Origin of the sequence: Undibacterium sp. RuRC25W, from assembly GCF_049339825.1 — a bacterium.
In the GTDB taxonomy this organism is placed as follows: Bacteria; Pseudomonadota; Gammaproteobacteria; order Burkholderiales; family Burkholderiaceae_D; genus Undibacterium.
Window position 1 is genome coordinate 62,829 of record NZ_JBMPPD010000007.1, and the last position, 14,128, is coordinate 76,956.

General features: G+C 48.4%; 13 protein-coding genes. 8 read left to right on the top strand and 5 right to left on the bottom strand.

Features of this window, described 5'->3' with window-relative positions:
- Positions 1-28: 28 nt before the first annotated feature.
- The 8 genes from cyoA to ACO0KV_RS05380 all read left to right on the top strand — a co-directional run bounded on the left by cyoA (position 29) and on the right by ACO0KV_RS05380 (position 7,558).
- Positions 29-1,057 carry a ubiquinol oxidase subunit II gene (cyoA, locus tag ACO0KV_RS05345; protein WP_423040637.1) on the top strand — a complete coding sequence of 343 codons (1,029 nt, stop codon included), beginning with the start codon at positions 29-31 and terminating at the stop codon, positions 1,055-1,057.
- Positions 1,057-3,060, top strand: a complete 2,004-nt coding sequence (cyoB, locus tag ACO0KV_RS05350) for a cytochrome o ubiquinol oxidase subunit I (RefSeq protein ID WP_423040639.1) — start codon at positions 1,057-1,059, stop codon at positions 3,058-3,060. The genes cyoA and cyoB overlap by 1 nt, the downstream gene beginning before the upstream one ends.
- Entirely contained in the window at positions 3,053-3,688 is a 636-nt protein-coding gene (cyoC, locus tag ACO0KV_RS05355) for a cytochrome o ubiquinol oxidase subunit III (protein WP_423040641.1), read from the top strand. Before cyoB ends, cyoC begins: the two co-directional genes overlap by 8 nt.
- A complete protein-coding gene (gene cyoD, locus ACO0KV_RS05360; RefSeq protein ID WP_423040643.1) occupies positions 3,685-4,137 on the top strand; it encodes a cytochrome o ubiquinol oxidase subunit IV in 453 nt (150 codons plus the stop codon). Before cyoC ends, cyoD begins: the two co-directional genes overlap by 4 nt.
- Before the next feature lie 8 nt (positions 4,138-4,145).
- A complete protein-coding gene (locus ACO0KV_RS05365; RefSeq protein WP_423040645.1) occupies positions 4,146-4,973 on the top strand; it encodes an SURF1 family protein in 828 nt (275 codons plus the stop codon).
- Between the two features lie 92 nt (positions 4,974-5,065).
- Entirely contained in the window at positions 5,066-6,403 is a 1,338-nt protein-coding gene (locus ACO0KV_RS05370; protein WP_423040647.1) for an ATP-binding protein, read from the top strand.
- A 14-nt stretch (positions 6,404-6,417) separates the two neighbouring features.
- Positions 6,418-6,954 carry a response regulator transcription factor gene (locus ACO0KV_RS05375; protein ID WP_423040732.1) on the top strand — a complete coding sequence of 179 codons (537 nt, stop codon included), beginning with the start codon at positions 6,418-6,420 and terminating at the stop codon, positions 6,952-6,954.
- A 478-nt stretch (positions 6,955-7,432) separates the two neighbouring features.
- A complete protein-coding gene (locus ACO0KV_RS05380; RefSeq protein WP_423026733.1) occupies positions 7,433-7,558 on the top strand; it encodes a hypothetical protein in 126 nt (41 codons plus the stop codon).
- 109 nt (positions 7,559-7,667) lie between these two features.
- Here the strand turns inward: ACO0KV_RS05380 and prmC are convergent, their stop codons facing one another.
- The 5 genes from prmC to ACO0KV_RS05405 all read right to left on the bottom strand — a co-directional run bounded on the left by prmC (position 7,668) and on the right by ACO0KV_RS05405 (position 14,125).
- Positions 7,668-8,507 (bottom strand): peptide chain release factor N(5)-glutamine methyltransferase, encoded by an 840-nt coding sequence (gene prmC, locus ACO0KV_RS05385; protein ID WP_423040649.1) that lies wholly within the window; start codon positions 8,505-8,507, stop codon positions 7,668-7,670.
- Positions 8,507-9,007 (bottom strand): disulfide bond formation protein B, encoded by a 501-nt coding sequence (locus ACO0KV_RS05390; RefSeq protein WP_423040651.1) that lies wholly within the window; start codon positions 9,005-9,007, stop codon positions 8,507-8,509. The genes prmC and ACO0KV_RS05390 overlap by 1 nt, the downstream gene beginning before the upstream one ends.
- Positions 9,008-9,117: 110 nt before the next feature.
- Complete coding sequence (prfA, locus tag ACO0KV_RS05395) at positions 9,118-10,197, bottom strand: peptide chain release factor 1 (RefSeq protein WP_423040653.1); 1,080 nt, start codon at positions 10,195-10,197, stop codon at positions 9,118-9,120.
- A gap of 111 nt (positions 10,198-10,308) precedes the next feature.
- Positions 10,309-11,595 carry a glutamyl-tRNA reductase gene (gene hemA, locus ACO0KV_RS05400; protein WP_423040655.1) on the bottom strand — a complete coding sequence of 429 codons (1,287 nt, stop codon included), beginning with the start codon at positions 11,593-11,595 and terminating at the stop codon, positions 10,309-10,311.
- A gap of 124 nt (positions 11,596-11,719) precedes the next feature.
- Complete coding sequence (locus ACO0KV_RS05405; protein WP_423040657.1) at positions 11,720-14,125, bottom strand: CHASE2 domain-containing protein; 2,406 nt, start codon at positions 14,123-14,125, stop codon at positions 11,720-11,722.
- Between the last annotated feature and the right edge of the window lie 3 nt (positions 14,126-14,128).

Genomic DNA, 14,128 nt, shown 5'->3' on the forward strand with positions numbered 1-14,128 from the left:
ATAAAACTTAGCCTAAATTGGAATTTTTATGACGATTTCCCTACTCTTGCGGCGCGGACTGATGCTGTTATGCTTCGCGCTGTTGGCTGGATGTGACACGATTGTGTTAAATCCCTTCGGTGATATAGCCGCGCAACAGAGCAAACTTATTGTTATTTCAACAATATTAATGCTCATCATCATCGTTCCGGTGATAGCACTCACTCTCTTTTTCGCTTGGCGTTATCGTCAAAGCAACACTGAGGCGGCCTATGAGCCCGACTGGGATCACTCCACGATGTTGGAGTTGGTGATCTGGGGTGCACCGTTGTTAATTATCATCGCTTTGGGCACGATAACCTGGATTTCTACGCATACTCTTGATCCATATCGAAAGTTGTCGCGTTTAGATGAAAATCGTCCGATTCCTGCCAATGTCAAGCCGATCGAGGTTGAAGTCGTTGCGCTGGATTGGAAATGGTTGTTTATTTATCCAGAACAAGGTATTGCGACAGTGAATGAATTGGCGGTACCAGTGGACGTTCCGGTCAACTTCAAAATTACAGCTTCGTCGGTTATGAATTCGTTTTATATCCCAGCACTGGCAGGCCAGATTTATGCGATGCCTGGTATGCAAACAGCATTGCACGCTGTGATCAACAAGGCGGGCGTCTATGAAGGATTCTCTGCTAACTATAGCGGCGCTGGCTTCTCTGATATGAAATTTAAGTTCCACGGTATGAATCAGCAGGACTTTGACAAATGGGTAGCGACAGCGAAAGCGGATGCCAGCGTCTTGAAACGCGCTGATTATCTGCAATTAGAGCAGCCAAGTATCAAAGATCCTGTGCGTCATTTCGGGACAGTCGATGCTGACCTGTTCCACGCTATCGTGAATCGTTGTGTTGCAGAGGATCAGGTATGTATGGATCAACTGATGGCGAGCAACATGAACGTGAGGACTGCAAAAACCAGCGAAGTAAAGGGTTTTGCCTTGCTGGCGCAGAATCAGCGTAACGGGCGCGCTCTTGATGCTGAAGTGTGTACCACGCCGTCAATTACTAGTGGGAAAAAATAATGTTCGATCAAATTGATATGACTAAGCTGATATTCGGCCGTCTTAGCTGGGATGCGATTCCCTTCCATGAGCCTATCTTGCTGGCAACCTTTGTTATGGTTGGACTAGGTGGGATCACTTTGTTAGGCGCTCTGACCTACTTCCGCGTCTGGGGTGTGTTATGGCGTAACTGGTTCACCAGTATCGATCATAAACGTATCGGTATTATGTACATGATTCTCGGTATCGTGATGCTGTTGCGCGGTTTTGCGGATGCGTTGATGATGCGTGCGCAGCAAGCGTTGTCGTTTGGAGATTCGCATGGCTTCTTGCCTCCGCATCACTATGACCAGGTGTTTACTGCTCACGGCGTGATCATGATTTTCTTCGTGGCGATGCCGTTTGTCACTGGTTTGATGAACTATGTTGTGCCACTGCAGATTGGTGCACGTGACGTTGCCTTTCCATTCCTGAATAACTTTAGCTTCTGGATGACGACGTTTGGTGCCGTTCTGGTGATGGCTTCTTTGTTTGTTGGTGAATTTGCGCGCACAGGCTGGTTGGCATACCCACCGCTGTCAGGCATTTTAGGTAGCCCGGATGTGGGGGTCGATTACTATATCTGGTCCTTACAGATCGCTGGTGTCGGAACCTTGTTGTCCGGCGTGAATCTGATTGTAACGATCATCAAAATGCGCGCTCCTGGCATGACAATGATGAAAATGCCAGTGTTCACATGGACTGCTTTGTGTACTAACGTGCTGATCGTTGCTGCTTTCCCAGTGTTGACTGCGGTATTGGCGATGTTGTCTCTGGATCGCGTGTTTGGTACTAACTTCTTCACGAACGACATGGGTGGTAACTCCATGATGTACGTGAATCTGATCTGGATCTGGGGTCACCCAGAGGTGTACATTCTGGTCTTGCCAATTTTTGGTGTTTTCTCAGAAATCGTTTCTACCTTCAGCAGCAAACGTCTGTTTGGTTACACCTCTATGGTGTACGCGACTGTCGTTATTACGATTCTGTCTTACCTGGTATGGTTGCATCACTTCTTCACGATGGGTTCCGGCGCGAGTGTTAATTCGTTCTTCGGGATTACCACGATGATTATTTCGATCCCGACTGGTGCGAAAATATTTAACTGGCTGTTCACAATGTACCGTGGCCGTATCCGCTTCGAAGTACCGATGCTGTGGACCATGGGCTTTATGGTAACTTTCGTTATTGGTGGTATGACCGGTGTGTTATTAGCGGTTCCTCCTGCTGACTTCGTGTTGCACAACAGTTTGTTCCTGATTGCTCACTTCCATAACGTGATTATTGGTGGTGTAGTGTTTGGTACATTTGCTGGTATTAACTTCTGGTTCCCGAAAGCATTTGGCTACAAATTGGATGCGTTCTGGGGTAAATGCTCGTTCTGGTTCTGGACGATCGGTTTCTACTTTGCGTTCATGCCGTTGTACGTTCTCGGTCTGATGGGTGTTACCCGTCGCCTGAGCCACTTTGAAGATCCATCCTTGCAAATCTGGTTCCAGATCGCTGCTTTCGGTGCGGTTCTGATTGCCTTCGGTATTGCTTGCTTTGTGATTCAGTTGGGCGTGAGTTTCATGCGTCGTGATTCATTGCGTGATTTCACTGGTGATCCATGGGGTGGCCGTACTCTGGAATGGTCGACATCGTCACCACCACCAGCGTATAACTTTGCTTTTACACCATTGGTGCATGACATCGACACTTGGGCAGATATGAAGAGCAACAATTATCAGCGTCCTACCGATAGTTTTGTCGCCATTCATATGCCAAAAAATACGGGTGCAGGTGTGATTATTGCAGGCTTGAGTGCAGCAGTTGGTTTTGCACTGATCTGGCAAATGTGGTTGCCTGCTGGCCTCGCGTTTATCGCAATGATGGCGGCAATCATTATCCATACTTTTAATTACAATCGCGATTACTACATCCCTGCGGAAGAAGTTACCCGCACTGAAGCAGAACGCACACGTTTGTTAGCGAGCCATGTCTAATACATCTACTTCTACTCATAACGCGACGGGCGCGGCTTCCGGCTCACGCTACTTTGTTCGGGAACACCATCCTGAAAACGGCACGATGTTGGGTTTCTGGTTATACCTGATGAGTGACTGTCTGGTCTTTGCCTGTTTGTTTGCTGCCTATGCTGTATTGGGTCGTAATTATGCAGGTGGTCCAACTGGCGCGGAAATTTTTGATCTGCCATTGGTTGGTCTCAATACATCCTTGCTATTGTTGTCTTCGATTACTTATGGTTTTGCGATGCTGGAATCGCAAAAAGACCGTCTGCGTAATACGATGATCTGGCTGGCGGTAACGGGTCTTTTGGGTGCTTGCTTTATTTATTTTGAGTTGTACGAGTTCGTTCATCTGATCATGGAGGGCTCAGGCCCACAACGCAGTGGCTTCTTGACGTCGTTCTTTGCATTGGTAGGTACGCATGGCTTACACGTCAGCTTCGGTATCATTTGGTTGGTGACATTGTTATTCCAATTGAAGCGCCACGGATTAACCTCAGAAAACCGTCGTCGCCTGATGTGTTTGTCTATGTTCTGGCACTTTCTTGACGTTGTCTGGATCGGTGTCTTTACCTTTGTCTATTTGATGGGAGTTCTGCCATGAGCGCACACCACGACCACGCGGCCCATGGCCACCATGACCATCACGATCACCATGGTCATGATCACGCAGATCACGGCAGTCTGAAAAGCTACGCTACTGGTTTTATCCTTGCAGTGTTGTTGACAGTGATTCCGTTCTGGTTAGTCATGGCAAAAGTGTTTGATAAATCCAGCACGACAGGATTTGTATTGCTGGCCTTTGCAGCAGTGCAGATCGTAGTCCACATGGTGTACTTCTTGCACATGAATTCAAAGTCAGAAGGCGGCTGGACTATGCTTGCTTTATTGTTCACGACGATGGTTGTTGTGATTATGATGAGTGGTTCCTTGTGGGTGATGTACCATCTGAATCACAATATGATGCCAGGGATGGATCATGAAACAGTCCCTGAATCAATTCGCGCAGTACCAGTTGAAAAAGACATGAAAAAAATGCCTGGCATGTCATGATTGATCGTTTGAATCATACGACTACCGAAGCCCACGCGGCGGTAGTCGGTGCTTCTCAACCCCGCTCGAAATTTGTGAGGACCTTCCTCGCAATTTGCGCGGGGTTGTTGTTTGTGGGCTTCGCTGCGTTGGGCACTTGGCAGGTACAGCGTTTGCAGTGGAAACTGGATTTGATCTCCCGCGTTGATCAAAGGGTGAGCGCACCAGCAGTGGAGGTACCTGCTATCAATCAATGGTCAACGGTGAATGCCGCACTCGATGAGTATCGGCATGTCCAGTTGCAAGGGACGTATCTTTATCGCGCAACCAGTCTGGTTCAGGCATCAACAGAATTAGGCAGCGGCTATTGGGTAATGACACCGTTGCGTCAACAGAGCGGTGATATTGTTTGGATTAATCGTGGCTATATTCCAACCAGCATGGCTTCGCAGTTTCTGCCTGAAAAAAATCTTGCTGCTACAAGCAATGCTGCGACTTCAACAGCAACCATCGTCGGTCTGCTGCGTATGAGTGAGCCAAAGGGTGGTTTTCTTCGTAATAATGAACCGTCATCTCAGCGCTGGTTCTCAAGAGATATTCAGGCACTTTCAGATTCTCACCATCTGGCACAAGTTGCGCCATTTTTTGTAGATCAAGAACGGTCTGTCAAGGCTGCGAACAGTGTGGCGACCGATTATCCTGCCGCTGGACTCACAGTGATTTCTTTTCACAACAATCATTTGGTCTATGCACTGACGTGGTACGCGTTGGCATTGATGGTGGCGGGGGCATTTGTTTATGTCCGTCGTGATGATCGTCGTTTGCGATTACAGGCGATGGAGTCCAAGTCTCGATAGTCTGTTAACATAGCAGTCCGCTCTTTATCTTTTTTAGCAATTGGCGGCGAAGCGCAATGACATCGATGAAGAAGCATCCTTGGGAGAAACGAATGACTGTTAATTCATCGCGTCAGACACGCGAGCACGAGATACAAACGCAGCAGAAGCGAGTTTTGTACGCAGCGTCTGACTATGAAAGCTCGGCTGGGCACAAAAATATGCTTCAGCTCATTCAGTTACGCTGGATCGCAATGCTGGGGCAGGTGTCGACGATTGCGCTTGCTACCTTTGTATTTGACATCAAGTTACCATTACTTCAGATTTCCTATGTCATTGCAGGTCTGATTGCCTTCAATATCGCTAGCCATTTGCGCTGGCATGAAGAGGTTAAGGTCTCGAATAGAGAGCTATTTTTTGCGTTGCTGGTTGACGTTAGTATCCTGACTTTGCAACTCTATCTATCCGGTGGTACGAGTAACCCGTTTGCGTTTCTGTATTTGTTGCAGGTGATTTTAAGCGCGGTTCTACTCGAAGCATGGTCGACCTGGTTCATTGTTGTTATTGCTGGTGCTTGTTTGTTTGGGCTGTCTATTTTTTATTACCCCTTGGTGTTGCCGCCTGAGCATGTTGATAGCATGCCCGGCCTGTATCAGGATGGCGTAATTATTTGTTTTTTAGTTAATGCTGCTTTGTTGGTCTTTTTTCTCACTCGCATCAACGGCAATTTGAGCAGTCGAGACGCGCAGTTGGCAGACTTACGACAACATGCAACTGAAGAAGAGCATATCGTCAAAATGGGCTTGCTTGCTTCAGGTGCCGCACATGAATTAGGCACCCCGCTGGCGACCTTGTCGGTGATTGTTGGTGACTGGCGACGGATGCCAGAGTTCAGCAAAAATCCTGAGTTACTGGAAGAAATCAACGAGATGCAACGACAGCTCCAGCGATGCAAAAGTATCGTGAGTAGTATTTTGTTGTCGGCTGGTGAAGCGCGGGGCGAATCTTCCGTCAAAACAACGCTGATTACTTTCCTGAGCAACCTCGCAGACGACTTCAGAGCAACACGGTCTATCGATACTTTCTTGTTTGAGAATCAGATTCAACATGACGTGCCCGTTGTGTTTGATTCCGCACTTAAACAGATGATCTGCAATCTGTTAGATAATGCGCTTGAGGCATCGCCGAACTGGGTGAGCCTGACCGTATCGAGTCAGAACAATATGCTCAATATTGTTGTTAGTGACTGTGGTCCGGGGTTTTTGCCGGAGATACTGGAGAAGCTGGGACAGCCGTATCAATCGACCAAAGGGCGTCCGGGCAGTGGACTAGGTATTTTCTTTGTCGTTAATGTGGCACGTAAGTTAGGTGGTTCTGTTTCTGCACGCAATCGGGAAGAGGGTGGCGCGACGGTAAAAATAGGTCTGCCGTTATCAGCAATCATGCTTTAAGGGATAACACAATGATGTCGGAAAATCGTCTGTTGTTGATAGTCGAAGACGATACTGCTTTTGCTCGTACTCTCGCCCGCTCGTTTGAGCGGCGCGGCTATACGGTCATCCATGCTGCAAATCTTGAAGATTCGGCAGATTTATTAAGCAAACACTCGCCGCGTTACGCGGTGGTGGATTTGAAACTCAATGGCGCTGCGTCGGGTCTGGCCTGCGTTCAGATGCTCAATAAGCACGATCCTGAGATGCTCATCGTCGTATTAACTGGTTTTGCCAGTATTGCGACGGCAGTTGAGGCCGTCAAATTAGGTGCTTGTCAGTATCTGGCGAAGCCTTCCAATACGGATGATATTGAGGCGGCATTTGGGCACGTTGCAGGGGTTTCTGAGCCTGAGCTGACGAATCGTTCTACATCAATTAAGACGCTGGAGTGGGAGCGAATACATGAGGTGCTGGTGGAAGTTGATTTTAATATTTCTGAAGCAGCGAGGCGCTTGGGAATGCATCGGCGGACGTTGGCGAGGAAGTTGAATAAGCAGCAGGTGAAATAATAATCTTCGTAGGGCAGGGACAACCCGCCATCGTTAATCCTTTGACGCGTTGTCATTAATGCGATCGCTTTACATATTTAAACCGACAGTACTTTGTAGAACTAGGCCAGGGGTGGCTCGGTAGCCACTCACTTTTCTTGTCTCGCCAAGAAAAGTAAGCCAAAGAAGGCGACGCTGAGACTTTGCCCAGCGTGTCCCGTCACTGCGTGTCGGGACAATTTGTGCAGCACATAAAACAGGAAGGTATCGAAACTTGCTGCGCTCAAACAGGGATACTTTTTACTCTGTTTTCCGTGAAACACAAATTGCTTTGTCTAAAACGGAGAAAGTCAAAAGCGACGTTACAACGCTTCCAGTCAATCAAACGTATGGTGAGTGGGATTACGTCCTCAAATTATTTAAATTCGCGCCCTCTGCATCTTATTCACCTATACTGAGGCAACACCCGCATTCGCAGGCGTCTACCAGGAGCAATATCATGAGTAAAGTGACCAAGACAAATAAAGAAACCAAAAAACAGGCTTTACTCTCACCAAAAGAGAAAAAAGCGGCCAAGGATGCAAAGAAATCGGCCGGTTCATCGATTCCACTCGGTGCGCGCTAAGCCAGCAGGCTCGCTAACGAACACGTTATATTGGCGAAAAAAAACGACTACAAGTCATGTTTGTAGTCGTTTTTTTTTGAATACTCGAATAATACGTCGATGAGTATTTCTAATTCGAGATGAATTGCCCACCCGATACTCGCTCAATCCCCGCCAGATCACGCCAACTTTGTACTTGTACGAAACCACGCACTAAGAGTAATTGGCGAACCTCATCTGCCTGGTGATAGCCGTGTTCCATGAGTAACCAGCCATCGCTTGCAAGATGCTCTGGTGCACCTGCAATGATTGTTCGGTAGGCACTTAAACCATCACCGTGATCGGTTAGCGCATTAATGGGTTCAAAGCGTAAGTCGCCTTGTGACAGGTGCGGATCATCTTTGACGATATACGGTGGATTGCTGACGATGGTGTGAAAAACCTGGCCTTCTACGTCGGCGTACCAGTCACTGTGCACTACGCGGACACGACTTGGTGCAAGATGGCGCATCACATTTTTTTGAGCAATAGCTAAGGCGTCAGGGCTGATGTCGAGCGCAGTAACGAACAGATCTGATCGGGTGTGTGCAATCGCAACTGCAATCGCACCAGAACCCGTACCCATATCCAGTAATGCCGAATTTTCAGGGGCATGACTGAGCGCGAGTTCAACTAGGAGTTCTGTATCAGCGCGAGGAATTAAGACTGCTGGCGACGTGAAAAACGGCAGACCAAAAAACTCGCGCTCACCCGTAAGGTAAGCGATGGGCTCACCATCAAGACGGCGTTGTATCAGCGTTTGTAGCGCCAGGTGTTGCGCTAAATTGATTTGATAGTCCGACTGGGTAATGAGCTCAATGCGGGTCAGTCCGGTCACTGCCATTAATAAGATACGCGTTTCTAATTTCTCTAATGGCGAAAGGCGCTCGTAATCAGCGATAGTCAGATGATCTTGTTGCCACGCGTGCATTAACGGTGTTTCCCAAACATGCCGGTTTTTTCTCGGTGAAAGAACAAAAATACCAGCGTTAATCCAACTAGCACAAATCCTATCATCGACCATGCAGGGATAGATAAACCCAGTATCGGTGCATAAGGTGTTTCGCACAAGCCATCGGCACGGAATAAAGTTGGCCACCAGCTTGCCAGAAATATTTTATTTAAGCCTGTTTCGAGTGGATCAATACCGCATGAAAGACCGGGATTAGCTAACACGTATAAGTGTTTTATTGCCACGCCAATACCAGCAAGAGCGGAGGCGGTGGCGAGGCCGATGCTGATACGCCTGGTACCGCGTGGCATGGCTGCGCCGATCAGGCAAAAGATCGCAATCGCGATAAAAGCATAGCGCTGTAGCACGCACAACGGACAAGGCAACATGTGTTCGACGATCTGCAAATAAAGTGCAGCACCGATTAAAGCAATGCAGAATGCGGCGATGCCAAGTAATACAGGTTTCGAGGAATGCATGAATTTCATCCGGAAAATAAGAGCGGTTGCCAGCTTACACGGTTTTTCGCATTGATGCGTAAAAGCTATCGTGTCAGGCTAGCATCATCTGTGACTATTGCTTGGATGACTTAATCGTCGCCAAGTTCCGCTAATAATTCAGCTTGGTGTTCTGCGATTAACGCATTGCTGAGTTCAGTCAGGTCGCCGTCCATAATGAAGTCCAGTTTGTACAAGGTCAGGTTGATACGGTGATCCGTCATCCGGCCTTGTGGGTAATTGTAAGTACGAATACGTTCGCTACGATCGCCAGAACCGATCAGGCTCTTACGGGTGGCAGCTTCTTTGGCTTGTTTTTCGCGTAATTGACCATCCATGATACGTGTTGCCAACACCCGCATTGCTTGCGCTTTATTCTGATGCTGACTACGTCCATCCTGGCATTCGACCACAATACCTGTAGGAAGATGCGTCAGACGAACCGCTGAATCTGTTTTGTTAATATGCTGACCACCGGCACCGCTTGCTCGGAAGGTATCAATGCGCAAATCGGCATTGTTAATCACGACGTCAGCGAGTTCATCGGCTTCTGGCATCACAGCCACCGTACAAGCAGAGGTGTGGATGCGACCTTGTGTTTCTGTAGCTGGCACACGCTGTACGCGATGGCCGCCAGATTCGAACTTTAGTTTCGAATACGCACCTAATCCGGCAATACGTACTATCACTTCTTTATAGCCGCCAAGTTCGGATTCCGACTCGGACATCATTTCGACTTGCCAGCGATTACGCTCTGCAAAACGGGTGTACATCCGCAGTAAATCACCTGCAAATAAGGCGGCTTCATCACCACCGGTACCGGCACGAATTTCCAGCAGAATATTGCGTTCGTCGTTGGGGTCTTTCGGTAACAGCATTTTTTGCAAATCTGCTTCGAGCACTTGCATATTGGCCTTGGCTGCGTCGATTTCATCTTGCGCAAAAGCCTTCATTTCCGGATCGTTCAGCATTTGCTGTGCTTCGTCGATATCGGCTTGTGCTTGCTGATAGTTTTTATATAAGGCAACGAGTGGATCCAGCTCCGCATGCTCACGGTTGAGTTTGCGGTAAGTGTCCATGTCGTTGGTGGCACCTTCTTGCATTAGCAAGTGACCGACTTCGTCTAGGCGCTCAGCTAGTTGATCTAGCTTTGACAGCATTGATGGTTTCATACTTGAATTAATGAAGTGTTGATGAGTGTACAAGAGGGCGTGTGCCCGGAATCATCGCGCTATGATCATGCAATGATCGCGCAGTCGTTTTGGTCGTTGCGACAGGCGTCGCTAACGTTTGGTGCGGAATAAATGTGGGAGTAACGTCGCCAATCGTGCGCGCTCATCGCCGCTGGCCTGATGCAGTGCTTGTTGTGGACCGTGCAGGAACTTCGCCGTGATGCCCTTGGATAACGCTTCCAGAACGGTGTCGATATCTTCGCCACGTGCCAGCATTTTACGGGCGCGTTCGAGTTCTATCATCCGAACTTGTTCGCTGCTCTCGTGTAAATCCTGAATGACTGGAACAATAGCGCGGCCATCAATCCAATGCATAAATGACTGCACTCGGGTCTCGATGATGGCTTCGGCTTGGGCAACGGCAGCTTGGCGATTTTCCAAACCGGATTGCACGACGGTGCCAAGATCATCGACGGTGTATAAGAAGACGTCGTCTAAATGGGCGACTTCTGGTTCAATATCCCGTGGCACTGCCAGATCGACCATAAAGACGGGTCTGTGCTTACGTGCTTTCACAACGCGCTCAACCAGACCCAGACCAATGATTGGTAAAGACGACGCGGTACAAGAAACGACGATGTCAAATTGCGCTAATTGTTGTGGCAGATCCGCAAGACGTATCGCTTTGCCGTTAAAACGATGGGCTAAGGCCTCGCCGCGCTCTAAGGTACGGTTGGCAATAGTGATCGATTTGGGATTCTGCGCTGCGAAATGCGTGGCACAGAGTTCGATCATTTCACCTGCACCGATAAAAAGAATATGCTGATCGGCAATTTTGTCAAAAATACGCTGAGACAATCGAACGGCCGCTGCTGCCATCGAGACGCTATGAGCGCCAATTTCTGTCGTACTGCGGACTTCTTTGGCCACCGCAAACGTCCGTTGGAACATCTGATGCAGATAAGTACCAAGGCCACCTGCAGCTTCCGCCTGACGGACAGCATCTTTCATTTGTCCAAGAATTTGTGGCTCGCCCAACACCATCGAATCCAGACCGGAAGCAACTCGGAATGCATGCCGCACAGCATTATCTTGCGGCAAGGTGTACAAATGCGGCCGCAAGTCGGCGTAAGGTAAATGGTGATAGTCAGCTAAAAAGTGGGCTGTCGCATCCACCGGATTGCTGGCGGGGCAGGCCGCGTACAATTCTGTGCGGTTACAGGTGGATAAAATAGCCGCTTCAGTGCTGTTATTTAATGTTGCTGTCGCATTATTATTGCCAAACCACACGCGCGCGGCCGCTACCGCCTGAGCAATAGTCTCAGGTGAGAAGGCGACTTTTTCGCGCAAAGAAAGCGGCGCAGTCGTGTGATTGAGTCCGACAGCAGTAAGTTGCATGCAAATAAGTGCGTTGTAGGTGTGTTGTCTATGCGTTCAAGCTACGTACCAAGCTTCGTACGTCTAAGTCACCATTATAGCGCGTGCAGGAGAATATTTTTTGTATCTCGCTACTTGATCTACCTCAAACGTGCGCTGCGGGGAACCGTAGATTGAAGGTTGAGCCTTCATTTGGCGCGCTGGTGAAGTCAATTTTGGCATGATGACGGTCTATCACGGCTTTAACAAACACCATTCCAAGTCCGACACCATCATTTTTGGGTTGATCTGTCGTTTTAAAACGTTGAAAACGTTGAAATAATTTATTTTGCTCTGCCCGCGGAATTCCATAGCCCTGATCAGTGATGCTGCAAACAATAACAGCGTCGGCGAGTTGTCTTTCTATAGACAATTCACAGGTAATAGTGGTGTCGCGGGGGCTGTACTTGACCGCATTGGAAATCAGATTGGTCAATACCCGCGTGACCAGTGAGCGATCGATGCGTGCAGGATACTCATCGTCTGGAATAGACGTCTTGATGCGAATATTTTTACTTCTTGCCAATGTCCACATTTCTTCTGTTGCATCAATGAGCACATTCTGGAAGTCGACTTCTTCAAAACGATAGTCCTGCGATTCGGCGCGGGCGAGTTGGACAAAATTATCTGCTAAACCAAGCGTAATCCGCGATGCCTTTTCGATCCGTGACATAAACTCATCGTTTGGCAAGGCAGTGGCAGAATCTTTTTGCATTTCTAATAATGCCAGAATTGACGCCTGCGGCGCGCGCATGTCGTGAGAAATGAAGTGCAGTGTCTCGTCACGACTCCGTTCCGCAGCGCGGATTGCAGTAATGTTGATGATACTAACGATCCAGCCAACCAGAAGTTTATCCGAGTTATAACATGGTGCACTTTTGATGAGTACATCTTGTTGGCGAGGATCGCGCACTTCGATTCCTTGCTTCATGTTGGTGGTGTGGTTCAGATCAAGAATATCCCACCAACTGAAGCTATTATTTTGTGTTTGTTCACTGGCTTGCGGTGGTGACATTTGCGCAAACAGATAAGGCAATAAGGCATCGTTGATGTTGGGAATACCTAATCCGGCAAAATAGGCACGGGCCACCTGGTTTGTTAGCAACACATTGCCGTCGGTGGTAGTGACTAGGGTCGCGTCAGGTAGGCTTGCCAGACTGTCACTGACGAATTGACGTAAATCCCGGACACGATTGGCAGCAAGACGCATTGCGTTGATGCTGTTTTCCAATGTGTCGGTGAGCGCTGGCTTAGGTTTTTCTTCTTCGTCCACGTATTCCGGCAGCAGATGTGGTTCTTGTTCGAGCAAGCTGAATTCTTCGCCGAGATACTGTATCGCCGCTTCCAGCCTGCGCCAACTCCAGATCGGATAAGCGAGCATCAATGAACATAGGACTGGCGAGGTGGGTAACCACCAATCTACATAGCGCATCATCAGGAAGCTACCTATGATAGCAGCGACAAAGAGAATACCTGTCGTCAACAGTGCTTTTCTGGGCGACAGTAACTGATAGGCAGCTAATGCTGCTGTCAGAATGAGCAGGTTAAACAACATCACTTGCCAGACCGGTGCAAAATGGATGCTACGCTCGTCTAGCAGACTGGCTAGGATGTTGGCATTAATTTCGACCCCCGAGACCAAGCCGTCATTGCCAGAAACAGGTGTTGGAAATGAGTCGGCCATACCAACAGCGGTCGGACCCACTAAGACATATTTATTTCTAAAAAAACTTGCTGGTACTTCACCTCGTAAAACCGAGACATAAGGCACTGTCTGAAATTGGCCTTTGCCGCCAGAGAATGGAATGTGCATTTGATAGTCCCGTTGCCAAGCATTCGACTGCACGGTTTCATTGCGTAATGCAGCAGAGAGGCGTGTACCAGGCAAGTATTTTTCAGCGCCAGATGGCGTGTTTTTAGCAACGTCTTTGAGCGCGAGCGCGAAATGTGGCCACCACTCACCTTTGATGCCCTCTTTCAGAAAGACGCTACGGGCAACGCCATCGGCATCGAGCTCAATATGAATATGACCTAAGCGGGCGGCATTAGCGAGGAGTGGAATCGGCAGACTTGCTTCTAGACCACGTCCAGCGCTTGCAGAAACTAAAGGCAAAACCACATGGCGGCTTTCCGAAATGGCATCTGCTAATGCCTGATCACCACCGGGTGTTCCATCTGGATTGGGAGCTTCTTGTTCATCGAACAATATATCGAGACCAACTGCTAATGGTTGCGCTGCATTGATTTTTTTTAGCAGCTCAGCGTGTCGTTGTCTTGGCCACGGCCATTTGCCGAGCTCATTTAAACTAACATCATCAATTGCCACGATCAGAATGTCATTCCGTATATCGTGCGAATTGAGTTGCATTATATGGTCATAAAACACCATATCTACGCGATTGAGTACATTCGTAAAACTCAGTGACGCAGTTAAAAGCAGGAGCAAGCAACTCAGAATCGACCATTCGCGCAGGGCAATGCGCTTTACTGGCATCTCGTTTTTGTTCATCATTTA